Genomic DNA, 24,572 nt, shown 5'->3' on the forward strand with positions numbered 1-24,572 from the left:
AAGTTTTATGAAAGCGCTTATATACAACCGACCGGACAATTTGTCCGGTCGGTTGTTTTTTTATAGGCTAGGTGAACTGGTGCCGTTTGCAGTTTCGATTACGTTTGCAATGCGAAGAAGGATTGAGTCATTAAATTTACTTGCTGAAGCTTGTAATCCAACGGGCAAACCACCTGAAAACCCTGCTGGGATCGAGGCAGCTGGATGTCCTGTACAATTGTAGAGCTGTGTCATCATCCAGTCAGAGATGGGCGCTGCATCCTTACCGTTTATTCGGTCAGGGCCTTCGATATCGTATGGGAAAGCGGTAACGCCTAGGACAGGGGATAGTAATGCATCATATTCGCTGTAAATATGCTGTAACTTATTCCAAATAACAGTTCGCAGTTCCTCCGTTCTACGAAGTTCGACTGCACTGATCGATCTTCCCTCAGCGATCATAGTTGCTACTGAAGAACCAAATGATGCGGGGTTTCGGTCATAGAGATCGCCGTACGCTGTAGCAAGACCCGCATACCACATTCTATTAAAGAAAGATATTAATTCTCTGAGATCTAACCCAAAGTCAATTGGTACCTCTACTATTTTTGCGCCGTACTCTTCCAAAATAGGTAGAACGCTCTCAATGACACTGCTTACCTCAGAATCACACTCATATAATCCAAAATTTTTCGTGTAAGCAAACGTCATCCCTTTTATTCCTTTAAGCGCTTCTTCATTTAAATTTTCTTTTACAAGAGGGACTGAATAAGGGTCGTTGGGCTCATATCCTTCAAGTATTGATAGAAGGAGAGCGGAATCTTCTACCCTTCTACTCAAAGGTCCAAAATGAACGTATGGCTGCGTCGTACCAAATCGATTAATAGGTGAACTATCGAATGGAACTCGACCGAAAGTAGGCTTTAACCCGAAAATTCCGTTAAAGCTCGCTGGAATACGTATTGAACCGCCTCCGTCGCTTCCTTCTGCTAGCGGGACACATTTGCTTGCAACGGCAGCCCCTGAACCACCGCTCGACCCACCTGCAGTCATAGAGGGGTTCCAGGGATTTTTAGTAGGGCCTACAATTTCGTTATCCGTTGTACCTTTATGTCCAAATTCAGGTGTGTTCGTTTTTCCAACGATGATCGCTCCTGAATGTTTAATACGTTTGACGATTGTTGGTTCATGTGTAGCAATATGGTCTTTAAAGAGCTGTGAGCCAAACGTTGTACGTCTTCCTCGAACGGGTGTAAGGTCTTTTAGTGCGATCGGAACGCCGTGAAGTGGACCGAGGCTTTCTCCTCCCATCAATCGGTCTTCTGCTGATTTTGCTTCTTGTAATGCTTCGTTTCTAAAGACAGAAACAAACATATTCAGTTTCCCATTAAGCTTGTCGATTCGATCTAAGTGTGCTGAAACAACATCGACTGGGGAGATCTCTTTATGAGCGATCAGCCTCGCCATTTCTATGGCACTCAAGTCTATAATGTTCAATGTATCACTTCCTAAAATGGTCTATGAGTTTAACTTTAGCGAAAAAAAAGGCGGCGAGCAATTCTTAGACAGAAAAGCGAACTTGTAAAAATATACTTCGTGTTCCTATTCGATCATTTTGGTTAACATGAAGGCACACCAACTGCAATAACAAAGACGTCTACGGTGTTTTTTAAATTTTAATAGGAATTCGTAATGTCAGAATCGAAAAAATCATTACACGGATGTTTTTCATTATGATATAGTAGTACGTAAAAGCGCCAAAGTGTATTGGAGGAGGAAGTAGGATGAGATACTTAACAGCAGGAGAATCGCATGGACCACAATTAACAACAATTTTAGAAGGGGTACCTGCAGGACTAGAACTTCTTGCAGAAGACATAGATACAGAATTAGCCAGAAGGCAGCTAGGATATGGACGCGGACGAAGAATGCAAATTGAAAAAGACCGAGTTCAGATTATGAGTGGGGTTCGCCATGGAAAAACCACAGGTGCTCCTATTACGCTTGTTGTTGAAAACAAGGACTGGACACATTGGAAAAACTACATGGGAGCTGAGCCTCTTACAGAATCGCAAGAGAAGAATATGAAACGTCAGATCTCTCGCCCAAGGCCAGGACATGCGGATCTTAATGGGGCGATAAAATACGGCCATCGTGATATGAGAAATGTTCTTGAACGATCTTCTGCACGTGAAACGACAGTTCGAGTCGCTGCAGGAGCGGTAGCAAAAAAGCTATTAAAGACGCTTGGAATCAACGTCGCAGGACACGTTCGTATGATCGGTGGTATCGAGAGCAATTATAGCGGAGAGATGTCGCTAGAGGAGATGCAGCGTGTTTCAGAAGAATCACCTGTTCGGAGCCTTGATGAAGTAGCTGGTGAAAAGATGATGAAAGCGATCGACGATGCAAAGAGTAATGGAGATTCGATCGGAGGCATCGTTGAAGTAGTCGTAGAAGGAGTACCGATCGGGTTAGGGAGTCACGTTCAATTTGATCGAAAGCTCGATTCAAAAATAGCTGCCGCCATCGTTAGCATCAATGCGTTTAAAGGTGTTGAATTTGGAATTGGCTTTGAAGCTGCTAGACTTCCAGGCAGTGAAGTGCATGATGAAATACAATGGTCGAATGATGAAGGGTACACGCGAAAAACGAATCGTCTTGGTGGTTTTGAAGGTGGCATGACGACTGGGATGCCTATCGTTGTGAAAGGTGTTATGAAGCCGATCCCAACTTTGTACAAGCCGCTACAGAGTGTCGATATCGATTCGAAAGAACCGTTCAATGCAAGCATCGAACGATCGGATAGCTGCGCCGTACCGGCAGCTAGTGTGGTAGCAGAGAATGTTGTCGCGTGGGAGATCGCATCTTCATTACTCGAAAAGTTTGGGCATGATCGTATTGAAGAGATCGCAAGCAACCTCAGTCAATACAAAACTTACAGTCAGGAGTTTTAAGTCATGGAATCAATGGTGATCGATACGACTAACAGAAGCTACCCCGTTTATATCGGGGTAGGGATAAGTAGGAATTGGCGGAAACTTATCGATCAGCTTCACCCTTATTCCAAGTACTTCTTAATTACTGATGAAACGGTATCTGAACAGTACCTTTCTTCTTTTTTAGACGAAGATAAAGATATTACTGTGCATGTTATCCCTTCTGGCGAGACGTCCAAATCGATGGAACAATATGCAGCGTGCTTAACGGCGATGTTAGAAGCAGGTCTCGATAGGAAGTCCTGTGTCATCGCGCTAGGTGGTGGCGTCGTAGGGGATTTAGCTGGCTTTGCAGCTGCAACGTATATGAGGGGCATCGACTTTGTTCAGGTACCGACTACCCTTCTCGCACATGATTCTAGCGTGGGTGGAAAAACAGGTATCAATCATGCTTATGGAAAAAACGTGATCGGAGCGTTTCATCAGCCTGCTGCTGTTATCTATGATGTGAATTTTCTCCGTACGTTACCGATCAAAGAGTGGCGATCTGGTTTTAGTGAAGTGATCAAACACGCCTTTATACAAGATGAAGCCTTTCTAGATTGGCTTATGAGTCGTGGGAAACGAGTAGAGTCTTATACGGACGAAGAATTAGAATATATCATCAAAAAAGGGATTAGTATCAAAGGGAAGATCGTAAAAGAAGATGAACGAGAAAAGGGCGTGAGGGCTCACCTTAATTTTGGTCATACACTTGGTCATGCGATAGAGGCTGAGCTTGGTTATGGCGTTATCACGCATGGTGAAGCTGTTGCGATCGGTATGATCTACGCACTAAAGCTGAGCGAATCATATTATTCAGTCGATCTTCGTATTCATGATATAGAGAAGTGGTTTTCACAAATGGAGCTTCCGACCGCCGTCCCTAAATCATTAAACGCTAATCGACTAGTGAAACGGATGAAAAAAGACAAAAAAGCAGAAAATCAGAACTTGTCATTTGTTCTTTTGAAGAAAATCGGTGAGCCACAAAGGGTAACGATCGATGACAACGCCGCTTTGAAGCTGCTTGAAACAAGTTTTGAAGGGGGAGAGTAAAGGTTGCTTAGAGGAGTTAGAGGTGCGACTACTGTTGAACAAAACGATAAAGATGAGATACTCGAGGCAACAGAAAGGTTATTACAAGAGGTGATCGACCAAAACAACGTCGTACCGGATCGTGTAGCATCGATTCAGTTTACGATGACGAACGATCTAAATGCTGTTTTTCCTGCAGAGGCTGTTCGCGCTCTTGATGGGTGGATGCATGTTCCTTTACTCTGTTCTTCTGAAATACCAGTTGATGGAGCTCTATCATCATGTATTCGCATTTTGATGATGATTAATACTGATATGAATCAAGATGAAATCCAGCATGTTTATTTAGAGAAAGCGGTCGCGTTACGTCCTGATCTTGTAAGTTGACAAATAAACACGACCATACTAGTATGTATTTAAGTTTAGAAGAGATGAAAGAATTAGAACGAATTAGATTTTGAGCTGAGATAGTAGAGAATAGGATAGTTGAGTTGAGGAGAGCTTAGAGGGATACGTCTATATATACCCCCTGAGACAATCAGGGGGATTTTTATACCCTTTTTAGGTATGTGAGTATTCAGACAATTTGTCTGTTATTTGGTATACCTCCATAATAAATCCTCATCAATACTCAGCTTTTCCATTCTCCATTTCAACCGATGGAGGAGTGAGAAAGTTGACCACAGAATTTTCTTCTTTTAAAAAGGATGCCGAGAATTACAGGACCATCCCATTAATGAGGTCGTATTTCATGGATACGACGACCCCAATCCAAATTTTTCAAAACCTTGGTGACCGCGCAAGTTTCTTGTTAGAGAGTAGTGACCAGGAATCGAAGTGGTCCAGATATTCCTTTATTGGATCAGATCCGATCTACTCATTGGTCGAGCTGCAAGGGAAATTCTCTGTAATCGATCATAATGGAGCGACCGTCCTGACAAGTCATTCTTTTCAATCAGGCGTAGACGCATTGTTTCAGTTGATGAAGCCTAAAACGATTGATACTGATTTCCCTTTCTATGGTGGTGCTGTAGGCTATATCGGATATGATTCTATCAGTCAATTCGATAAAGTGCCTGAACATCCAAAGAGAGACAAGGGTGTACCACTTTACCATTTACATGTGTGTGAGAATCTCTTGATATATGATCATCATTTGAAACGACTAACCGTTAGCCATAATGCAAGGGTTGATGAAAGAGAGCAAATCGATAACGTGTATGAACACGGTCTTCAAGTGATCGACGAACTAACAACGCTTGCTGCTTTACCAGTTCATACGAACGCAATAAATATTCCTAATAATATAGAGGATGAGGTTGATTTTTCTCAAGTAACCTCAAATTATCCAAAAGATAAGTTTTTGGCGGATGTTGAAAAAATAAAGCAATATATCCTTGAAGGAGACGTGTTTCAAGCGGTTCTTTCTCAACGTTTTGAAAAAGAAATCATGGTGGAAGGGTTAGACCTTTACCGCGTATTACGAGTTATTAACCCTTCGCCTTATATGTTTTATCTAAAAATGGACGATGTTGAGATCATCGGAAGCTCGCCAGAAAAACTTGTTCAAGTGAGAAATGGAACGGTTGAAATCGATCCTATCGCTGGAACACGAAAAAGAGGGAGAACAGAAGAGGAAGACGTTGCCCTTGAACAGGAACTCCTTCGAGATGAGAAAGAACGAGCCGAGCATTACATGCTTGTCGATCTTGCGAGAAATGATGTCGGCAGGGTTTCTGAATATGGAAGTATTTCTATCCCTCAATTGATGGAGATCGGCAGGTTTTCACATGTGATGCATATCGTCTCAAGGGTCACCGGGATATTGGCTCCAACCGTTACAAGCCTCGATGCTGTCATCGCATCTTTTCCCGCTGGAACGGTTTCAGGCGCACCCAAGATACGAGCGATGCAAATCTTAAGGGAACTTGAACCAACACCTCGCTCCATCTATTCTGGTGCGATCGGATACATTGGATTCGATGGCAATATCGATTCCTGTATCGCAATCCGGACGATGGTTTTAAAAGGTGGAAAAGCCTATATCCAAGCAGGAGCGGGTGTGGTAGCAGATTCGATCCCGGAGAATGAATGGGAAGAGACGCGTAATAAAGCGAGTGCTTTAATCAAAGCGATCCAGGTAGCGGAATCCATTTTTGGTAAAAGGGGAGAAGAGCTCAATGTTTAAACAGCAATTAAAAGAGATGTTAAATGGCGGTACATTATCTGAAATACAGGCGGAAAAGATGATGGATTCTATTATGGAAGGGCAAGTAGAGGATGCACAGATCGCAAGCTTTTTAACGTTATTAGAAGTAAGAGGTGAGACCGTAGATGAACTAACCGGCTTTGTAAGGTCACTGCGTAATCATGTACTACAGCTGGATCACGGAGGATTACCATTGATCGATACGTGCGGAACCGGTGGAGATGGTCATTCAACGTTCAACATTTCGACTGCTGCAGCAATTTTGGTATCGAGCCAAGGAGTGAAAGTCGCGAAGCATGGAAATCGAGCAGTTTCATCTAAGAGTGGAAGTGCGGACGTATTAGATGAACTTGGCATTCCGACACAATCTTCAAGAGAGATGGCCGTCGAAGTGTTAAAAGACCGAAACATGTGTTTTCTTTATGCCCCAAACTACCACGTAGCTATGAAACACGCTGTGAATGCTAGAAAAGCGATCGGATTTCGAACGGTGTTCAATAGCCTTGGTCCATTAGCGAATCCTGCTGGAAGCCAATCCCAGCTGATCGGTGTATACTCACATGAGAAGGCGCTGAAGATGGCCGAATCATTAAAACGATTAGGTACGAAGAGAGCGCTTCTCGTCACGGGAGGAGAAGGGATGGATGAATGCTCCATCAGCACATATACCGACTTTGTTGAATTAAGAGAAGGCGAGATAACGACGTATCGATTAACTCCTGAAGACGTCGGCTTAGAATCACAGCATTCAAGTGAGCTTCGTGTGGAAACAGCGAAGGAGAGTGCTCAAGTCATATCAGACATCTTTGAGAATAAAGCAAACAAAGCACGTAGAGGTGTCGTTCTGTTTAATGCAGGTGCTGCATTTTACCTTGCAGGAGTAAGTGAGTCCATTGCCGAAGGCGTGCATATTGCGAGAAAAGCGATCGAAAATGGAGAAGCTAGTAAACAGCTAACTTTGCTTAACGGAAGGGAGTTAAATGTACATGCTTGATAAGATTGTCGAAGTGAAGAAAGAAGAGTTAAAGAACTTTACCTTGCCAGAAAGAGTGGAAGTGAATCACGTATCCCTTAAAGACAGCATTATAAATGCTAATCATACGATCGGATTGATTGCTGAAGTTAAGAAAGCTTCACCTTCAAAAGGAATGATCAATGAAAATTTTGATCCGGTAGAAGTAGCGAAGGCCTATGAACGAGCTGGAGCGGATGCCATTTCTGTCTTGACTGATGAGACGTTTTTTAAAGGAAGTAACACATTCCTAACTGATGTTAAGAAGCATGTTAATCTTCCTGTTCTACGTAAGGATTTTATCATCGATAAAAGACAAATTGAAGAAAGTAAGCTGATCGGTGCTGATGCGATATTACTGATCGTTAAAGTACTTGGAGCTAAGAAAACAAAAGAATTTTATGACTTGGCTAAGGAATACAACTTAGAATGCCTTGTGGAAGTGCATTCAAGTGAAGAGATACAAGCACTTACGAACGAATTCGAACCAGACATCATCGGAATTAACAACAGAAACTTAGACACCTTTGAAACGTCTACGAAACATACGAGAGACATGAGTACGTTCGTACCTTCTAAATCATTGATGATCAGTGAGAGTGGCATTTCAAATCATCATGACATTCAAGATGTAATCAAGGCAGGTGCATCAGGCGTGCTCGTTGGTGAAGCTCTCATGAGAGGCGGAAGGTTTGAGGAAAGGATAAGCGATCTGTTTAGGAGCACTGTCTATGAAAGCTAAATTAAAACTATGCGGAAACAGATCACTTGAAGATTGGAAGCTTGTAAGAGAAAGTCACGCGACTCATGCAGGATTTATCTTTGCAAACAGTCCAAGACGGGTTGAAGGAGAGACGGTGGGAAAATGGTTAAAGGACTTCCCACCGAATGGTAAGAAAATCGTAGCGGTTTTTGTTAACCCTGATTTAGAGGAGATCGCTGATATCGTGCGATCAGTCCCGGTCAACATCGTCCAACTACATGGAAGTGAAAATGCTTCGTTCGCTACGAAGATCAAGCAGATGACAGGGAAAGAGATTTGGAAAGTAATCCATCATAGACAATCAGCGATAGAAGACATGGAGCTTTTTGCAGGGATAGCGGATGGTTATGTTATCGATACGAAATTACCTGGACAGTGGGGTGGAACTGGGAAGAAGTTTGATTGGGAATCAATTCCTTCCTACAAAAAAGAAGCACATAAACAAGGTGTTCCTTTGTTTGTTGCTGGTGGCATCAATGAGAGCAACGTCACTGAACTTCTTTCGTATCAGCCTGATGGAATTGATTTATCGAGCGGAATAGAGCATAACGATGGAAAAGATCGCAATAAGATTGAAAAACTTCAGGGAAGGCTGTGTTAATCATGTCAACGATCGTACCAGATCAACGTGGAAGATACGGACAATTCGGAGGGAAATTTGTTCCGGAAACGGTAATGTATGCGCTAGAAGAATTAGAAGGTTCCTTGAACGAAGCGATGAGTTCTAAGGAATTTATCGAACACTATCACGAAGAATTAAAAAAATATTCTGGTAGACCAACACCGATTACTCATGCTGAGAATTTATCTAAACGGCTTGGAGGAGCACAAATTTATTTGAAACGTGAGGACCTAAATCATACTGGTGCTCATAAATTGAATAATGCGATCGGACAAGCATTACTCGCTGTAAGAATGGGCAAACAAAAGATCGTAGCAGAAACAGGCGCTGGTCAGCATGGGGTAGCTGCTGCAACGGTAGCAGCTAGGTATGGCCTTGAATGCAAAGTCTTCATGGGTGAGGAGGACATTAGACGGCAGGAATTGAATGTATTCAGAATGAAACTATTAGGGGCAGAAGTCGTCCCTGTGTCCTCTGGGAGTAAAACATTAAAAGATGCGACGAACGAAGCGATTCGATACTGGGTGTCTAATGTAGAGGATACCTTTTATCTCATCGGTTCCGTAGTTGGGCCGCATCCTTATCCGAAGATGGTTCGAGATTTTCAACGTGTCATAGGCGATGAATCACGTGTTCAACTAGAGAAAACTCCGGACAAGATCATTGCTTGTGTTGGTGGCGGAAGTAATGCGATGGGAATGTTCTATCCTTATTTAGAAGAACAAGTTGATTTAATTGGGGTGGAAGCCTCAGGAAAAGGGATTCACACTGGAAAACACGCCGCGACTTTATCAGAAGGAAGGCTTGGGGTGATCCACGGTTCGATTACGTATCTTCTTCAAAATGAAACGGGGCAAATCCAAGAACCATACTCGATTTCAGCTGGACTAGATTATCCTGGAATAGGACCAGAACATGCATATTTATCTGAAACAGGACGTGTCACGTATAAAGGTATTACAGATCAGGAAGCATTAGATGCTTTGAAGATTCTTTCTGAAGAAGAAGGGATCATCCCTGCGATCGAGAGCGCTCACGCACTTGCTGAAGCGATTAAACAAGCGCCAGAATTAACAGCATCTCAAGAAATCCTTGTTTGTTTATCAGGGAGAGGAGATAAAGACGTTCATACGATCATGGAGCACCTTGGAGGTGATGTAGATGAATAAACGATTCAAAGAGCATGTTGAGAATAAAAACGATCTGTTTATCCCATTCATTACAGCGGGAGATCCTGAACCCGAGACGACGATCGAACTAGCACTCATGTTACAAGAAGAAGGAGCTAATGCCATTGAGCTCGGAATACCATATTCTGACCCACTTGCTGATGGACCAGTGATTCAACGTGCATCAGAAAGAGCGTTGAAAAATGGAATGAGCCTCGAAAAAGCGATGGACTTGGTTCCGAAAATGCGTGAAAAAGGACTTGAAATCCCTGTAATTATATTTACTTATTATAATCTTTTGTTACAATTAGGAGAAGATCGCTTCTTCGCTTTAGTGCGTAAAAATGATGTCGATGGACTTTTAGTTCCAGACCTTCCGTTTGAGGAAAGTGGAGAATGGAAAGAGAGCTGTCTTAAAAATGAAACGGCTCTTATTTCTCTTGTAGCTCCTACTACTTCAGAGGAACGCCTAAAGAAAATTGCTGATGAAGCCACTGGCTTCCTATACTGTGTATCCTCACTCGGTGTAACAGGAACTCGCTCTCATTTTCAGAGCTCAGTCTTTACTTTCGTCGAGAGGGTGAAAAAACAAAGTAAGGTGCCGGTAGCAGTTGGATTTGGTGTTTCTCGACCGGAACATGTAAAGGAGCTAAAAGATTATTGCGACGGTGTCATCGTTGGAAGTGCGATTATTAGGCAAGTAGAATCACAAGTAGAAGCTTTACAGAATCCAGAGACACAAAAGGAAGCAATCGATCAGATCAGAGCATATGTGAGGGATTTGGTGGCTCCTTTTGAGAAAACGACAATACATTCGTGAGGTGCAGTTATGATTCCAAAACGTCAACTTAAGGGGCTAACTCCCTACAAGCCAGGGAAGCCAATTGAAGAAGTGAAGAAAGAGCTTGGTTTAAAAGAAGTGGTAAAGCTAGCTTCAAATGAGAATCCGTATGGTTCTTCCCAATCTGTAAAAGATGCTATACAGAAAGAGCTATCTCAACTTCATATCTACCCAGATGGATACGCAGCTTCACTACGGGATGCTGTTGCAGCTTTTCTTGATGTTGATCAGAATCAGTTAGTATTTGGGAATGGATCTGATGAAGTCGTTCAAATGATCTGTAGAACGTACCTTGAAAAAGGAACAAATACTGTCATGGCATCAACAACGTTTCCTCAATATCGTCATAATGCCGTTATTGAAGATGCGGAGATACGAGAAGTTCCGTTAAAATCTGGTAAGCATCAGTTAGGAAAAATGCTTGAGGCAATCGATAACGAAACACGTATCGTTTGGGTGTGCTCCCCGAATAACCCGACTGGAGAACACGTTACTGAAATGGAACTCATCGAATTTTTAGATCGCGTTCCTGAGCATGTGCTCGTCGTTTTAGACGAAGCGTATAAAGAGTATGTAACAGCGGATGATTTTCACGATTCGCTAGCTGCACTCCCAAGCTACAAGAATCTTGTTATCTTGAGGACTTTCTCAAAGGCATATGGAATCGCAGCTTTACGAGTTGGATATGGTGTTGCAAACCCTGAAGTCATTCAGACCATCGAACCATCGAGAGAGCCATTCAATACATCGAGAGTCGCTCAAGCAGCTGCAATTGCTGCACTTCAGGATCAAGAGTTTATCGATCGCTGCCGAGAAGAAAATGAAAAAGGTAGAGAACGTTACTATGAGTTTTGCCGCAAGTTCGGACTCACCGTTTATCCATCACAAGGCAATTTCGTGTTGATCGATTTTGAAGTACCTTCTGATGAGGTTTTTGAACACCTGCTTAAAAAAGGCTATATCGTCCGTTCAGGTAGTGCCCTTGGATTGCCTACTTCTCTTCGCATTACGGTTGGATCCGACGAACAAAATAAAGAAATCATTTCACATTTAACTCAGTTTGTAGAAGATCGGAGAAACTTGAACTCATGAATAAAGAAGTAGCAATTATTGGACTTGGTTTAATAGGTGGTTCAATCGCACTAGCGATCAAGCAGGCACATAAAAACGTAATGATTAAAGGATTCGATGTTAACGAAAATCAGCTCCAGCTTGCGAAAGCATTACGAGTCGTTGATGAAACAGCTTCTTCACTTGAAGGAGCTGTTGAATCAGCTGATGTCATCATCATTTCTACCCCAGTTGTTCAAACGGAAATGATACTCGATCAGTTGAGCAAACTCCAACTAAATCAAAACGTAATCGTAACAGATGTTGGAAGCACGAAGCAGTCGATCGTTGAACATGCAAAACAAACGCTGCCTTCGAACGTAACCTTTATTGGCGGCCATCCTATGGCAGGTTCTCATAAAACGGGTGTTTCAGCAGCTAAGTCACATCTGTTCGAAAATGCGTTCTATATCTTAACACCAGAAGTTGGTTTGGATACAGATAAACTACGAGAATTGAAGGAACTGTTAAAGGGCGCGAATGCTACTTTTGTAGAACTAGATGCACAGGAGCATGATTACCTTGTTGGTTTAATCAGTCATTTTCCGCATATTTTAGCAGCCAGTCTTGTGAACTATGTGAGCTCTAGCAATAATGATGAACGCATCAATGTTGCAAGGTTCGCGGCAGGAGGGTTTCGGGATATAACAAGGATTGCATCGGCAAGTCCAGTGATGTGGCGTGATATATTACTAAGGAATAAGCGCGTCCTGCTTCAGATGATCGATGATCTAAAAGAAGAACTAGGTCGTATTCACTCACATATCGAGCATGAGGACGGAGATGAAATTTACCGTTATTTTTCTGATGCAAAGGATTTTAGAGACGGACTTCCCGTTCGATCTAGAGGAGCGATCCCTGCCTTTTATGATTTGTTCTTAGATGTGGAAGACGAGCCAGGTGTTATCGCTGCTGTGACACAAAACCTCGCAAAAGAGGCTATATCGATCACGAACATACGTATTATCGAAACACGTGAAGATATCATGGGCGTATTGAGAGTTAGCTTCAGGTCTGAAGGCGATCGTGACCGGGCTAAACAGGTTCTCGATACATATTTTACGACGTATATAGATGACTGAGTAAGGAGATGCAGAACGATATGGAAACCATCATGAAAGCTACACGTTTACAAGGAAGTATTACGATTCCAGGAGATAAATCGATTTCACATCGAGCGGTCATGTTCGGGGCGATGGCAAAGGGTACGAGTCGAATATCAAACTTTTTACCTGGAGAGGACTGTTTGAGCACAATCTCTTGTTTTGAACAAATGGGTGTTTCTATTGAACATGAGGGCACATCCGTTGTCGTGCATGGTAGGGGAATCGAAGCGTTACAAGAACCAAATGAACTATTGAATGTTGGAAACTCAGGGACAACGTTCCGATTGATGATGGGGGTTCTCGCAGGAAGACCGTTTTATTCAGTCCTTGCGGGAGATGACTCGATAGCGAAGCGACCGATGAATAGAGTTTCCGTCCCGTTGAAGGAGATGGGAGCAACGATCGATGGTCGTGATGATGGTACATATGCGCCGATCTCGATTCGTGGTGGTCAATTAATAGGAATGAACTATTCCTCCCCTGTTGCCAGTGCGCAGGTGAAATCTGCGATCCTACTAGCAGGTCTTCAAGCTAAAGGAACAACTTCTGTCACTGAAACGCACCGTTCGAGAAATCATACTGAAAATATGCTCGAAAGCTTTGGTGTGAAAGTGAACAGAGATGGATTAACAGTAGGCGTTGAAGGAGGACAGGAGCTTAAGGCAACCGATGTAGAAGTGCCTGGTGACATTTCCTCTGCTGCCTTCTTCCTTGTGGCCGGAGCAATCGTCCCGCACAGTACGGTAACCCTTTTAAATGTTGGAATCAATCATACTCGTTCTGGAATCATAGACGTACTAGAGCAGATGGGTGCAGATTTAACGATTCAGAATAGAAGAGTAATCAACCAAGAAGAAGTGGCTGATTTAACGATCAAAACGAGTGACCTTACTGGGATTACGATCGAAGGCGAAATGATCCCGCGTCTGATCGATGAAATACCTATTATTGCTCTGTTAGCTACAAAAGCGAAGGGGAAAACCGTTATCAAAGACGCAGAAGAGCTGAAAGTTAAAGAAACGAACCGCATCGATGCTGTTGTCGATGCACTGAGTGCGTTAGGAGCTGCAATAAAAGGAACTGAGGATGGAATGATCATTGAAGGTACTGATCGATTAAAAGGCGCTACTCTCTCAAGCCTAGGCGACCATCGGATCGGTATGATGTTAGCTGTTGCAGGTTGTATCACTGAAAGTGAGCTCACTTTAGAGAAGCCAGAAGCGATCAAAGTATCTTACCCAGGATTCTTTGACCACATGAAACAATTGAGAGTAAATTCTTAGGAATTTACTCTTTTATTAATGACTTTTAAAAATATTACTAATTTTTCTAAATTATCTGTTGATTTAATAGAAATCCCTGTTATACTAAGGATAGTAATGGTTTCTCTCCACTCCTATCCATATTTAACTTTGTCCCTGTGTTTTGAAAGCGCTATCAAACGCTTTCTGCGCAGGGAATTTTTTTATTGAGTGGGTTATCATATTCAAGACGTGTGCCACATAGCCTGTCATTATAAGAATGGCAGGGGAGGATTCCTTTTGAAGCAGCTATACAGTAAGGTTTCCATTGATGGCATGCGTGATGAGTATAAAATCGTTGCTGGAGAGAAAATAACATTTAAGACGAATACCGGCAGACTAGAAAAAGGGATTTGCTGTTCACTGAATGGATATAGGATGGAGCCAGGAAAAGTAGGTTTTGATGAAGAGATGTATCACTTTTCAAAAGATGAGATTCTAACTCAAATAGAACGATACGTTTATCAGGGGATTACGACGATTATGTCGTGTGTACCGATCGCTTCAGAAAGAACCTTAGAAGAAGAATTGCAGAGTGCCCTACGCACTTTTGAAGACTCCCCTATCGATTATGTACTAGGAATACGAATGGCTGCAGAACGAGTTACGCCAGAGGTGATGAGAAAGTGCGGTCGTTACCGCTTACCTTTTATCATAATCGAATTTGAGCATGAATCATCTTGGAATAACTTCGTGTTCGAATGGATTCATCAAGCTAATTTTCCATATCGTGCAGCAATGATGGTTGATTTCACATTTTTGTCAGAAATTCCTGAGTCAAAACGCATGCGAGAGAAAAAGGTGTGTTACGACCTTCTTAGTGATAAGGGAATCGAACCATATGAGTATGATATCATTGAACCTCATCACGTATCGACTTCCTTTTTAATGCGTACAGGTCTCTTCCCATTAAAAGGGTCATTGACCCAAGGGTCGCACTTTGATTATAACCTTTATTCTAATCATGAAAGCACTCGAGTTGATGAAGAGCAAATTCTTGATTATCATGGAGAAGAGCCAGCTATTATTGGGCTACGTGGTGAAATCCTTAAAGTGGAAAAGAAGTTACACTTGAAGCGAGGATTTGGAGAGCGGTTGGACATAAGAAAACCGGGATTCTTCACCGCAAGTCATGGAAATAAAATAAGTAGAGTAAGAAGGAGTTTTGGGTCGTGGAGCGTCTTAAACAAGCTATCTCCCTCATTGAGGCAGGTAATTTCGAAGAAGGATTAAAAGAATTAACGAAAGTTCGTGAAACAGCGGATCATGAAGGGTTGTACGACTTATCTAACATTTATTACAACCTTGGACTAATAGAAGATGCTCGAGATGTTGTTGAAGAACTTTTGATGCATTATCCAAATGAAGGTGAGCTACTTGTACAAGCAGCAGAGTGCTATGTTGATCTTGAACAAGAACAAGAAGCGATCGCTGCACTCAGTAAAATAGATGAAAATGACGCTGCCTATCCGCCAGCATTACTGCTATTAGCAGACCTTTACCAAACGGAAGGTCTTGAAGAAGTAGCAGAACAAAAGCTACTAGAAGCGAAGCGTATATCTCCTGATGAACCGATCATCGACTTTGGTCTAGGTGAATTCTATTTAACTCAAGGTCATCACCTAAAGGCGGTTCCTTATTATGAAGCAGTCATCAATACGAAGAGTGAGCTTGCCAACGAAAATATAGAACTTAGACTTGCTGAAGCTCTCAGTGGAAGTGGACAGTTCGAAGAAGCACTAACGTATTACGAAAAAGGTCTTGAAAACGCACGGGAGATCAATGCATTGTTCGGTTATGGATTTACCGCTATTCAAATTAATGAGTATAAAAAAGCCATCCATGCATTCAAAGAGCTTAAAGATTTGGATCCACAGTATAGTACACTGTATCCATATCTAGCTAAAGCGTATGAAGAAGAAGGTGCCGTTACTGAGGCTATCGAAACATTAGCGCAAGGCATTAAGGTCGATGAGTTTAATGAAGAACTCTATCTTCAAGCAAGTCGACTAAGTTTTAAATCGCATGACGAAGAAAGTGGAGAGAGATATTTGAGAGAGCTTCTTGCGATCAATCCTTCACATATCGAAGCGGCTAAAACACTTGCGACTTTCTTTAGAACAGAAGAGCGTTATGACGACATCCTCGATCTTCTTCAAAATATTGAAGAAGGAGAACAAAGCGATCCTTATCTAGATTGGTCAGCAGCAACAGCTCTTCAACACGAAGAGAAATATAAAGAGGCAATAAATCGTTATGAAAATGCATATACTTATTTCAAAAACGATCCGTTGTTCCTTGAAGAATATGGATTATTCTTAATTGAAGAAGGCCGTAGAAAAGAAGCGATCGAGTTATTTAAACATGCATTGAAACAGGATCCTACATTGACTCACCTCGAAGAAGACATCATGCGATTCGAGGAAGAAAGAATTGAAGAGGATTAATCCTGGATTGGAAGGATATTCTTCTTCAATGACGAATTCTTAATTTAGGAAAATCTCAGGGAGGAATCGCTATGAGCAGCTCCGTTTCAGTCGTTGAAAAAAAGGACTTTCTTAAATGGTTCCTGAAAAATTATCAGGTGAAGAAGCGTGAATGTGTCTGGCTTTTGAATTATCTAATCAGCGACGAAGTGCTTATGGGAAATGTTCATTTTGTAGAGAATGCAGAATTTTGCCCGAAGGCTCTCGTTATTTCTACGCACTGTGTGGAAAACGCTCCTTTCAGATTTTACAAGCACAATATCATCACAACGGATCCTGAGAAGTCGTTTCACGATATTAGGTTGAATCAGGACGAGCCTATTTATATTCAGCTTAACTTCAAAAGTAAGAATGTGTCTCCACACTATGTAGCAGTGCTAGAAGAAAATCCTTTTCTGCCCGAAAATATGGCAGCAGATAAGAAGTATTCCTTCCTTGCTGAGATGGTACTGGACGAATCGTTTACACGATTTAAGCGTGAGTCGATTTTAAAAGAGATAGACGATGCTCTTGATCAAAAAGACATGGATCGTTTTCAGTATTTAAGCAAACAGTTGAATAACCTTTAACCCTTGAAACTTTTCAAGGGTTTTTTTATACTTTTAAAAGGTTTACATGGTGAAAATGTGGAGGTTCAAAGGTGATCAGATACTTAACATATTCAGATTATGGTCAACTAAAGGGAATGAAGACGAATATACAAGATGATTATATCGTTCGCATTTTTCCAAGACTTGTAGAAAATGACTCATTGGTAGGATACTTTGAAGACGACCGTTTAGTAGGGATAGCAGGGCTAACAACATTTGAGAATGAGATTGGCATTCTCGGCAGGTTACGTACAGATGTTGATTTCAGAGGGAGGGGAATCGCATCCTCGCTTATGAAAACGCTTATGGAAAGTGCTTATTCATCTTCATCGATCAAATGGATCGGCTATGCAACGGAGAAAAGCAATCTCCCTGCTAATCAGCTCTCAAAGAAACTGAATATGATGTTGACTTCGACTGTTGTTTCAGCGCGTATAAAAGCGGGAGTGATCAGAGGAAAGGTCGATTCAATAAGCTTCAATAAATCTCAAGACCCTATTACTAAAAGAAGTGCACTCTCTAACAGTTTTCAAGACAGTCGTTTTTCTTTCTTTCCATATGAAATTTACTATCCACTTCCCTACATTCCAGTTTTAAGTGATGTATACATTGAGAAAATAGAGTTGTATAGTAGTGAAGCTGGGGACTTTTTTCTCTCAAGGGAAGAAAAAGGTGATTCATATCTTCACTTGAAGCTATTTAACCCTAAGCTTCTTAATAGCAAAGCAATGTGGACGATCGTGAATAATATTGCGAGTGAAGAAGATCGAAGAATCTGGATCGACTTACCTTTAGAACATGATCATCTTTTAAACAAAAAATTTGAAAAAACATTATGGCATTTAATTGGACAAGGAAGGGAGACGAGAACATGAAATGGACTGAATCGGATATAGGGGTTTATGTAAAAGAAAAAGAATACGTGGATACTGCTGTTATACCTTTGATCCCAATTTCTCTTACATCAAATGTAAAGAGCACCGTTTCGATGGGAGAGTATATTTCTATTATCGCAAATGAGCTCGAAAGGCAGTTGAAAGGACGCCTTTTGCTTGTTCCTGCATTCACGTACCTCCAGACAGAAGATGAGGCATCTCGTACTGCTAGACTGAAACAAGTAGAAGCTGAACTGATGGAGGGTGGGATGAAGCATATCATTACCCTTACTTCTGACGTTGATTGGAAGCAGTCAGAAAATCAGCTCTCAAGCGGGTTATTATGGATGCCTGCGATCCCACTCGAACACATGGATGAGCAGTATAAAGTTGAAACGGTTTCAGCACAAATCAAACAAGTACTTCAATTTGTAACAAATAAGTGGCAAAGTAGTATAAAAGGCTGATTTGAGGCAAGCTAAAGACTAATCAGAATATTGACAGCGTAAGAGTGACTACGCTATCATAGGAATGTCCTAGTTATATGTGTGTATTATACGTCCGGCTGGACTGACTTCATAGGATAGGGGGGAAACCAATGGCGAAGAAGAAGGAAGTAACAAGACGCCAATTTCTAAACTACAGCCTGACTGGTGTAGGTGGTTTTATGGCAGCTGGAATGCTTATGCCGATGGTTCGATTTGCGATCGACCCATTGTTAAAGGAAAAATCGACGCAGGACTTCGTTCCTGTTATGGAAACAAGTGAGATTACAAGTGAGCCAGTACGTAAAGAATTCAAAATCGACCAGGTTGATGGTTGGTACGAATCAGAAGTAACGCAATCCGCTTGGGTTTACAAAGATGAAAAAGATGAAATAGTCGCTCTTTCACCTGTATGTAAACACCTTGGATGTACTGTTGACTGGGCTTCAAATCCTGCATATCCTGATCAGTTTTTCTGCCCATGCCATGCAGGTCGTTACACGAAAGACGGCGTGAACGTTCCGGGCACACCGCCTCTTGCACCACTTGATGTTTACAACAAGAAAGTCGAAGATGGAAAACTTTACCTCGGAAAACCTGAACCACGTTAGGGGGCGTAATCTATGTTAAACAAGATCTATGATTGGGTAGATGAACGCTTAGATATTACGCCTATGTGGCGCGATATTGCGGATCACGAAGTGCCTGAGCACGTTAACCCTGCTCACCACTTTTCAGCGTTTGTTTATTGCTTTGGAGGATTAACGTTTTTTATTACAGTAATCCAAATTTTATCTGGGATGTTCCTTACAATGTATTATGTACCGGACATTGTGAACGCCTGGGAGTCCGTATACTACCTTCAGAACGAAGTAGCATTTGGACAAATTGTTCGAGGAATGCACCACTGGGGAGCTAGTTTAGTTATCGTTATGATGTTTCTACATACCCTACGAGTGTTCTTTACAGGTTCATATAAGAAGCCTCGTGAACTTAACTGGGTTGTCGGTGTACTAATTTTCTTCGTAATGCTTGGTCTAGGATTTACAGGATACCTTCTTCCTTGGGATATGAAAGCACTTTTCGCAACAAAAGTTGGTCTGGAAATTGCGGTTACAATCCCAGTAGTCGGTGAGTGGGCGAAAACGCTACTCGCAGGGGGAGAAATCATCGGGGCTCAAACACTTGCTCGTTTCTTTGCGATTCATGTGTTCTTCCTTCCAGCAGCGCTGCTTGGATTGCTTGGTGCCCACTTTATCATGATTCGAAAGCAGGGTATTTCTGGACCGTTGTAAGATACGGCTGATCGACTTGTAAATACCATATAATTTTTTTACGAAGGAGGGGGACAGATGCATCGCGGAAAAGGAATGAAGTTTGTGGGCGACTCGCGTATCCCTGCGCAGAGAAAGCCTAACATTCCAAAAGATTATTCAGAGTACCCCGGCAAAACAGAAGCGTTTTGGCCGAACTTTCTATTAAAAGAATGGATGGTTGGTGCTGTATTCCTTATCGGTTACCTAGCACTAACGATTGCTCATCCGTCTCCGCTCGAACGTGTAGCGGATCCAACGGATGCAACTTATACACCACTTCCAGACTGGTATTTCTTATTCTTGTATCAGCTCTTGAAGTATAAATATGCGGCAGGAGATTATACGCTTGTAGGTACGATCATCATGCCAGGTCTTGCTTTCGGTGCTCTATTGTTAGCGCCTTGGCTAGACCGTGGTCCTGAGAGACGCCCTGCGAAGCGTCCTGTAGCCACTGCTCTTATGTTGCTTGGTCTTATCTCGACTGTTTACTTAACTTGGGAATCTGTTGTTACTCATGACTGGGAAAAACAAGCTAAGCAAGGTGAAATTGTTGAGGCAACTGTAGACAAAGAGTCAGAAGGTTATCAGATTTATTCTTCTCAAAGCTGTATCGGATGTCACGGTGACAGCTTACAAGGTGGCTCAGGTCCATCACTTCTTGAGACCGGTTTGAAAGAAGAACAAATTAAAGACATCGCTGTAAATGGAATTGGCGGAATGCCAGCTAACGCATTTAAAGGTTCTGATGAAGAGCTTGATAAATTAGCTACCTTTATCGTTGAAACTGTTGAAGCGAATAAATAATTAGAAAAAAGCTGACTGTAACGGTCAGCTTTTTTTCAATCATTTAGAGGAGAAGTCAGATGATATACGAACTTTTCTATATACTTAGGTCGAAACCGTTCCTTTGGAGCATGTTGATCATCAATGTATTAGGCACAGCTTACGGGTATTACTGGTATGGCTGGCAGCTTGAAGATACTGAACCTATCTTCTTGTTATTTGTACCGGATAGTCCAACAGCTAGCTTGTTTTTTTGTTTTGTATTGATCGCATTTTTACTCGGCAAAAATTGGCCTTTACTTGAGGCGTTAGCTGCTGTAACGCTTTTCAAATATGGAATATGGGCCGTCGTTATGAACGTGATGGTGATGCAAGTGACGGGCGTTCTATCTCCGATTGCAATCATGCTGATCATCTCCCATTTTGGGATGGCGGTCGAAGGGCTGCTTTACTCTCCTTTCTATAGAATAAAAAGCTGGCATTTGATTGTCGTTGCGATTTGGACGCTACATAATGATGTGATCGATTACGTGTTTGGGCAGATGCCTAGGTATTCGATGCTTCATGAATACACATCTCAAATCGGTTATTTTACGTTTTGGCTATCGTTAGCTTCTATTCTCCTTGTTTACTTGTTAACGATTCGGAATTCACGATTCAAGTTAGATCTTCGCTAGAGTTAATGGTCTACTCTTGTCCCTTTTATCATACATTGAATTAGGATGAAGGAGGGACAGGTATGGTTAGAGGATTACTCCTGCTTTTATTGCTTTTCATTCTTCCTATTAACGCTTTTGCAGCTGAATCGGATACGAGACAAGCATGGGATGATTTCGCATCGAAAGTTCTAGAGTTTGGTAAGCAAGAAGAGTTTGAAAGGGCAAAAGTAATGCTCGAGAAGTTTGAAGAAGTGTTTCCAGGCGAAGAGAATACAGAATTGACGATCACTGAGATGCGCATTGTCTTGAACACTCACAATAGAGCTCTCCATTCAGTCACAGCCACCGATCAGGAAACGGAACAACGGATGAAGGCACTTACAGAATTTCGTCTCGCTGTAGATGCACTTGTTACAGAAGAACAGCCTATTTGGCGTCAAACGGACGATAAGATGCTCGGCTTGATCGATGAAATGAAAGCAGCCGTAGCGCATAGGGATTATAAGGTTTATGAAAGAGATCTCCAGCAGTTTTTAGGATCTTATAGCGTGATTCGACCAGCACTTGGCATCGATCTCTCGACAGAAATGCAGCAAAGACTCGATTCACACATTGCATTCTTTGAAAATTACGGATCTTCTCATAAAAAAGACCTGTCTAAACAGCTTGAAACGATGAAGTCAGACTTCAAAGAAGTCTATGAAGGTCATGTTGAGAAAAACGAGTCATCGATCGTGTGGATGATAATTTCTATAGGTGGGATAATAACGGTCACGTTGCTATACGTTCTTTACCGAAAGTACCGTGGAGAAAAGACGGATGTGAAGAAATATAAACAATTTGAGAAAGATTAAACCTTGGTATGACAGTAAAATGATTGACTTTTACTAGTTATTTGACTAAAATTGACGTTAAGATAGATAGAGATATACTACTATGGAGGAATGGAAATGGCTAGTATTCTAATTTATTTTGCTCTTCTTCTAATCATCCCACTTTGGGCTCAGAGTCGTGTGAAGAGCGCATACAAAAAATATTCAAAAGTTCCTAACTCATCTGGAATGACGGGTGCTGAAGTTGCTCGAAAAATTCTTGATGAAAATGGTTTATACTCTGTAGGAGTAGAAGAAGTTCGCGGTCATTTATCAGATCATTATGACCCGCGATCTAAAACGGTAAGATTGTCATCTGGTAATTTCCACGGACATTCTGTAGCTGGAGCAGCAATTGCAGCTCACGAAGTAGGACACGCTATTCAGGACCAAGAGGATTATGCTCCATTACGCTTCAGACATTCATTGGTGCCTGTAGCTAACCTAGGTTCTAACTTCAGTTATTTCGTTATCCTAGCAGGTATTTTGATGTCTTCATCAAACTTTATCTTGCTTGGTATCATCTTCATGAGTGCTGCCGTTCTATTCCAATTAGTCACGCTGCCGGTTGAGTTTAACGCTTCTAGTCGTGCGATGGAACAAGTTGTTTCATCAGGAGTCATCCGAAATGACGAAGAACGTGAAACGAAGAAAGTATTGAATGCCGCAGCCCTCACGTATGTAGCAGCTGCTGTCGTTGCACTACTTGAACTTGTACGCTTCGTGTTCATCTTTCTCGGCATGAACGAAGATTAATAAATAAACCTCGCCATTGTTGGCGAGGTTTTTAATTTATAAAGAAATCTGATTAATTTGTTCGATTTGTCATAGGAGTCTGAATCCTACTTGATTTCGTGTGGACGAACGTCCGTTGGAGTTGGACAAAGGAAGAGGTATTCAATCCGTTACACTCAAAATCACTACCATATTCGAGTCTTTAAGACTGTTTCGAAATTACAAAAACCTCGCCCTTTATGCGAGGTTTATTTCAATTAATCTTCAATTGGATTTTTGTTTTCGTCTAACGTAAATCCTTCACCAAGCACATCGTGCACGTCATTAACAGCAACGAAAGCGTGCGGGTCGACCTGGCGAATGATGCTCTTCAGTCTTGAGAGTTCGTTTCTTGCTACTACGCAATAGAGCACTTCTTTCTGCAGCCCCGAAAAACTTCCTTTTCCGTTTAAAACGGTAGCGCCGCGATCCATCTCTTTCATGATGGTATCAGCAATCTCTTTGTAATTTTCTGATATAATCATGGCAGCTTTTGCGGAATAAGCGCCTTGTTGGATAAAGTCGATCACACGTGCTGCTATAAATACTGCGACGAGTGTATACATTGCTTCTTTGTAGTTTAAGTAGACGAGGGAAATCGCGATCACACAAAAATCGAATACGAACATCGTCCTGCCCATGCTCCAGCCCGCATATTTAAAACCAAGTCTTGCGATGATGTCTACGCCCCCGGTTGTTCCTCCATATCTAAAGATAATACCTAAACCTAAACCGATAAATACACCTGCGAAAAGTGCAGCGAGCGTCATGTCGTCTCTTAGAGGAATCGAAAGAGCTGAATAACGTTGAAATATCCATAGAAATACCGAGAGCGCTACAGTTCCTAGTAAAGTATAGATAAATGATTTCCTGCCAAGTAAACGCCATCCAATAAAGAATAACGGTATGTTTAATACTAGGTTTGAAATGGCTGGATCGATATCAAAGAGAAAATAGAGTAGAAGGGTTATACCTGTAAAACCACCTTCAGCTAAGTTGTTCTCCATATTAAAATGAACGAGTCCAAAAGCAAAAATTGCAGAACCTAATAAAATGAAGATCACATTCTTCATGCGAATTCCTTCCATATGCATACATCCTTTCCGTCCTATACAGCCAACAGCATTCATTATAATCAAATATTGAGCGAACAGCAATTTGATTTTGGTATACTTTCTACAGAGCGGTGCGATGGTTAAATATTTGTCAAACACATGTCTTTTAGCTAACATAGTAGCAGATGAGAAAGGTGGGAGCACTCGTGTCTGAAAAGACGATTAAAGATATGCAAGAAGAAGTGGATCAATACATAGGTCAATTCAAGGAAGGGTATTTCAGCCCCCTTTCGATGTTAGCAAGAATGACGGAAGAACTAGGTGAGCTTGCTAGAGAAGTTAACCATTATTATGGTGAGAAGCCAAAGAAAAGTGAAGAAACACAAAGGTCGATGGAAGAAGAAATGGGTGACCTTCTGTTTGTGTTAACATGCTTTGCAAATTCACTTAATATCGATTTAGATGAAGCGTTCGATCGAGTGATGACAAAGTTTAATACAAGAGATAAAGACCGTTGGACGAAGAAAGAAGAGGAGAGTGAATCATAAT

General features: G+C 41.7%; 26 protein-coding genes. 24 read left to right on the top strand and 2 right to left on the bottom strand.

The features are described from left to right. Positions 1–60 precede the first annotated feature (60 nt). Positions 61–1,476, bottom strand: a complete 1,416-nt coding sequence (locus ACXADT_RS12055; RefSeq protein ID WP_474835303.1) for an amidase — start codon at positions 1,474–1,476, stop codon at positions 61–63. 287 nt (positions 1,477–1,763) lie between these two features. Here ACXADT_RS12055 and aroC point away from each other — a divergent pair, with 287 nt between their 5' ends. The 23 genes from aroC to ACXADT_RS12170 all read left to right on the top strand — a co-directional run bounded on the left by aroC (position 1,764) and on the right by ACXADT_RS12170 (position 22,950). Beyond that, entirely contained in the window at positions 1,764–2,936 is a 1,173-nt protein-coding gene (aroC, locus tag ACXADT_RS12060) for a chorismate synthase (protein ID WP_270179056.1), read from the top strand. Between the two features lie 3 nt (positions 2,937–2,939). Continuing rightward, a complete protein-coding gene (aroB, locus tag ACXADT_RS12065; protein WP_474835305.1) occupies positions 2,940–4,016 on the top strand; it encodes a 3-dehydroquinate synthase in 1,077 nt (358 codons plus the stop codon). Between the two features lie 3 nt (positions 4,017–4,019). Then, the gene (aroH, locus tag ACXADT_RS12070) at positions 4,020–4,382 is read left to right on the top strand and encodes a chorismate mutase (RefSeq protein WP_474835307.1); all 363 of its coding nucleotides are present in this window, start codon (positions 4,020–4,022) and stop codon (positions 4,380–4,382) included. 364 nt (positions 4,383–4,746) lie between these two features. Next, positions 4,747–6,183 (top strand): anthranilate synthase component I, encoded by a 1,437-nt coding sequence (gene trpE, locus ACXADT_RS12075; protein ID WP_270179053.1) that lies wholly within the window; start codon positions 4,747–4,749, stop codon positions 6,181–6,183. Next, a complete protein-coding gene (trpD, locus tag ACXADT_RS12080) occupies positions 6,176–7,198 on the top strand; it encodes an anthranilate phosphoribosyltransferase (protein ID WP_474835309.1) in 1,023 nt (340 codons plus the stop codon). The genes trpE and trpD overlap by 8 nt, the downstream gene beginning before the upstream one ends. After that, positions 7,191–7,958, top strand: a complete 768-nt coding sequence (trpC, locus tag ACXADT_RS12085) for an indole-3-glycerol phosphate synthase TrpC (protein WP_474835311.1) — start codon at positions 7,191–7,193, stop codon at positions 7,956–7,958. The genes trpD and trpC overlap by 8 nt, the downstream gene beginning before the upstream one ends. Further along, positions 7,948–8,580, top strand: coding sequence for a phosphoribosylanthranilate isomerase (locus ACXADT_RS12090; protein ID WP_474835313.1), 633 nt, complete (start codon positions 7,948–7,950; stop codon positions 8,578–8,580). The genes trpC and ACXADT_RS12090 overlap by 11 nt, the downstream gene beginning before the upstream one ends. A 2-nt stretch (positions 8,581–8,582) precedes the next feature. Beyond that, positions 8,583–9,770, top strand: coding sequence for a tryptophan synthase subunit beta (gene trpB, locus ACXADT_RS12095; RefSeq protein ID WP_474811414.1), 1,188 nt, complete (start codon positions 8,583–8,585; stop codon positions 9,768–9,770). Then, positions 9,763–10,590, top strand: a complete 828-nt coding sequence (gene trpA, locus ACXADT_RS12100; RefSeq protein ID WP_270179048.1) for a tryptophan synthase subunit alpha — start codon at positions 9,763–9,765, stop codon at positions 10,588–10,590. Before trpB ends, trpA begins: the two co-directional genes overlap by 8 nt. A gap of 9 nt (positions 10,591–10,599) precedes the next feature. Then, positions 10,600–11,703: a histidinol-phosphate transaminase gene (gene hisC / locus ACXADT_RS12105; RefSeq protein ID WP_474835315.1), complete on the top strand. Its 1,104-nt coding sequence runs from the start codon at positions 10,600–10,602 to the stop codon at positions 11,701–11,703. Further along, entirely contained in the window at positions 11,700–12,803 is a 1,104-nt protein-coding gene (locus tag ACXADT_RS12110; protein WP_270179046.1) for a prephenate dehydrogenase, read from the top strand. The genes hisC and ACXADT_RS12110 overlap by 4 nt, the downstream gene beginning before the upstream one ends. A gap of 20 nt (positions 12,804–12,823) precedes the next feature. Continuing rightward, positions 12,824–14,110: a 3-phosphoshikimate 1-carboxyvinyltransferase gene (gene aroA, locus ACXADT_RS12115; RefSeq protein WP_474835317.1), complete on the top strand. Its 1,287-nt coding sequence runs from the start codon at positions 12,824–12,826 to the stop codon at positions 14,108–14,110. A 258-nt stretch (positions 14,111–14,368) separates the two neighbouring features. Continuing rightward, positions 14,369–15,361, top strand: coding sequence for a hypothetical protein (locus ACXADT_RS12120; RefSeq protein ID WP_474835319.1), 993 nt, complete (start codon positions 14,369–14,371; stop codon positions 15,359–15,361). Continuing rightward, the gene (locus ACXADT_RS12125; protein WP_474811421.1) at positions 15,301–16,575 is read left to right on the top strand and encodes a tetratricopeptide repeat protein; all 1,275 of its coding nucleotides are present in this window, start codon (positions 15,301–15,303) and stop codon (positions 16,573–16,575) included. Before ACXADT_RS12120 ends, ACXADT_RS12125 begins: the two co-directional genes overlap by 61 nt. A gap of 71 nt (positions 16,576–16,646) precedes the next feature. Further along, complete coding sequence (locus ACXADT_RS12130) at positions 16,647–17,183, top strand: ReoY family proteolytic degradation factor (protein WP_270179042.1); 537 nt, start codon at positions 16,647–16,649, stop codon at positions 17,181–17,183. A gap of 71 nt (positions 17,184–17,254) precedes the next feature. Continuing rightward, a complete protein-coding gene (locus ACXADT_RS12135) occupies positions 17,255–18,079 on the top strand; it encodes a GNAT family N-acetyltransferase (protein ID WP_474835321.1) in 825 nt (274 codons plus the stop codon). Further along, a complete protein-coding gene (locus ACXADT_RS12140; protein WP_270179040.1) occupies positions 18,076–18,546 on the top strand; it encodes a YpiF family protein in 471 nt (156 codons plus the stop codon). Before ACXADT_RS12135 ends, ACXADT_RS12140 begins: the two co-directional genes overlap by 4 nt. Positions 18,547–18,677: 131 nt before the next feature. Next, positions 18,678–19,175 carry a Rieske (2Fe-2S) protein gene (locus ACXADT_RS12145; protein ID WP_270179039.1) on the top strand — a complete coding sequence of 166 codons (498 nt, stop codon included), beginning with the start codon at positions 18,678–18,680 and terminating at the stop codon, positions 19,173–19,175. A 12-nt stretch (positions 19,176–19,187) separates the two neighbouring features. After that, a complete protein-coding gene (qcrB, locus tag ACXADT_RS12150) occupies positions 19,188–19,859 on the top strand; it encodes a menaquinol-cytochrome c reductase cytochrome b subunit (RefSeq protein ID WP_194221909.1) in 672 nt (223 codons plus the stop codon). A gap of 57 nt (positions 19,860–19,916) precedes the next feature. Continuing rightward, positions 19,917–20,684 carry a menaquinol-cytochrome c reductase cytochrome b/c subunit gene (locus ACXADT_RS12155; RefSeq protein WP_270179038.1) on the top strand — a complete coding sequence of 256 codons (768 nt, stop codon included), beginning with the start codon at positions 19,917–19,919 and terminating at the stop codon, positions 20,682–20,684. A gap of 59 nt (positions 20,685–20,743) precedes the next feature. Next, positions 20,744–21,340 (top strand): lipoprotein heptaprenylglyceryl N-acetyltransferase LhaT, encoded by a 597-nt coding sequence (lhaT, locus tag ACXADT_RS12160; RefSeq protein WP_442865064.1) that lies wholly within the window; start codon positions 20,744–20,746, stop codon positions 21,338–21,340. A gap of 62 nt (positions 21,341–21,402) precedes the next feature. Continuing rightward, the gene (locus ACXADT_RS12165) at positions 21,403–22,176 is read left to right on the top strand and encodes a sporulation protein YpjB (RefSeq protein ID WP_474835323.1); all 774 of its coding nucleotides are present in this window, start codon (positions 21,403–21,405) and stop codon (positions 22,174–22,176) included. Positions 22,177–22,272: 96 nt separating this feature from the next. Beyond that, positions 22,273–22,950, top strand: a complete 678-nt coding sequence (locus ACXADT_RS12170; protein ID WP_270179036.1) for a zinc metallopeptidase — start codon at positions 22,273–22,275, stop codon at positions 22,948–22,950. Between the two features lie 236 nt (positions 22,951–23,186). On the opposite strand, the gene ACXADT_RS12175 is transcribed toward ACXADT_RS12170, so the two are convergent. Then, entirely contained in the window at positions 23,187–24,056 is an 870-nt protein-coding gene (locus ACXADT_RS12175; RefSeq protein WP_474835325.1) for a YitT family protein, read from the bottom strand. Between the two features lie 152 nt (positions 24,057–24,208). Between ACXADT_RS12175 and ACXADT_RS12180 the strand changes: the two genes are divergently transcribed. Beyond that, entirely contained in the window at positions 24,209–24,571 is a 363-nt protein-coding gene (locus ACXADT_RS12180; protein WP_474835327.1) for a nucleotide pyrophosphohydrolase, read from the top strand. Position 24,572: the final 1 nt, after the last annotated feature.

Source organism: Anaerobacillus sp. ABR4_321 (assembly GCF_056158505.1).

Bases quoted from the DNA above. Each gene is read 5' to 3' on its own strand.
- ACXADT_RS12155 (WP_270179038.1), top strand. From the start codon at position 19,917: ATGCATCGCGGAAAAGGAATGAAGTTTGTGGGCGACTCGCGTATCCCT.
- qcrB (WP_194221909.1), top strand. From the start codon at position 19,188: ATGTTAAACAAGATCTATGATTGGGTAGATGAACGCTTAGATATTACG.
- aroA (WP_474835317.1), top strand. From the start codon at position 12,824: ATGGAAACCATCATGAAAGCTACACGTTTACAAGGAAGTATTACGATT.
- ACXADT_RS12110 (WP_270179046.1), top strand. From the start codon at position 11,700: ATGAATAAAGAAGTAGCAATTATTGGACTTGGTTTAATAGGTGGTTCA.
- ACXADT_RS12090 (WP_474835313.1), top strand. From the start codon at position 7,948: ATGAAAGCTAAATTAAAACTATGCGGAAACAGATCACTTGAAGATTGG.
- ACXADT_RS12140 (WP_270179040.1), top strand. From the start codon at position 18,076: ATGAAATGGACTGAATCGGATATAGGGGTTTATGTAAAAGAAAAAGAA.
- ACXADT_RS12170 (WP_270179036.1), top strand. From the start codon at position 22,273: ATGGCTAGTATTCTAATTTATTTTGCTCTTCTTCTAATCATCCCACTT.
- hisC (WP_474835315.1), top strand. From the start codon at position 10,600: ATGATTCCAAAACGTCAACTTAAGGGGCTAACTCCCTACAAGCCAGGG.
- trpE (WP_270179053.1), top strand. From the start codon at position 4,747: ATGGATACGACGACCCCAATCCAAATTTTTCAAAACCTTGGTGACCGC.
- ACXADT_RS12180 (WP_474835327.1), top strand. From the start codon at position 24,209: ATGAGAAAGGTGGGAGCACTCGTGTCTGAAAAGACGATTAAAGATATG.
- trpB (WP_474811414.1), top strand. From the start codon at position 8,583: ATGTCAACGATCGTACCAGATCAACGTGGAAGATACGGACAATTCGGA.
- ACXADT_RS12165 (WP_474835323.1), top strand. From the start codon at position 21,403: ATGGTTAGAGGATTACTCCTGCTTTTATTGCTTTTCATTCTTCCTATT.
- lhaT (WP_442865064.1), top strand. From the start codon at position 20,744: ATGATATACGAACTTTTCTATATACTTAGGTCGAAACCGTTCCTTTGG.
- trpC (WP_474835311.1), top strand. From the start codon at position 7,191: ATGCTTGATAAGATTGTCGAAGTGAAGAAAGAAGAGTTAAAGAACTTT.
- aroC (WP_270179056.1), top strand. From the start codon at position 1,764: ATGAGATACTTAACAGCAGGAGAATCGCATGGACCACAATTAACAACA.
- aroB (WP_474835305.1), top strand. From the start codon at position 2,940: ATGGAATCAATGGTGATCGATACGACTAACAGAAGCTACCCCGTTTAT.
- ACXADT_RS12130 (WP_270179042.1), top strand. From the start codon at position 16,647: ATGAGCAGCTCCGTTTCAGTCGTTGAAAAAAAGGACTTTCTTAAATGG.
- ACXADT_RS12175 (WP_474835325.1), bottom strand. From the start codon at position 24,056: ATGGAAGGAATTCGCATGAAGAATGTGATCTTCATTTTATTAGGTTCT.
- trpD (WP_474835309.1), top strand. From the start codon at position 6,176: ATGTTTAAACAGCAATTAAAAGAGATGTTAAATGGCGGTACATTATCT.
- trpA (WP_270179048.1), top strand. From the start codon at position 9,763: ATGAATAAACGATTCAAAGAGCATGTTGAGAATAAAAACGATCTGTTT.
- ACXADT_RS12145 (WP_270179039.1), top strand. From the start codon at position 18,678: ATGGCGAAGAAGAAGGAAGTAACAAGACGCCAATTTCTAAACTACAGC.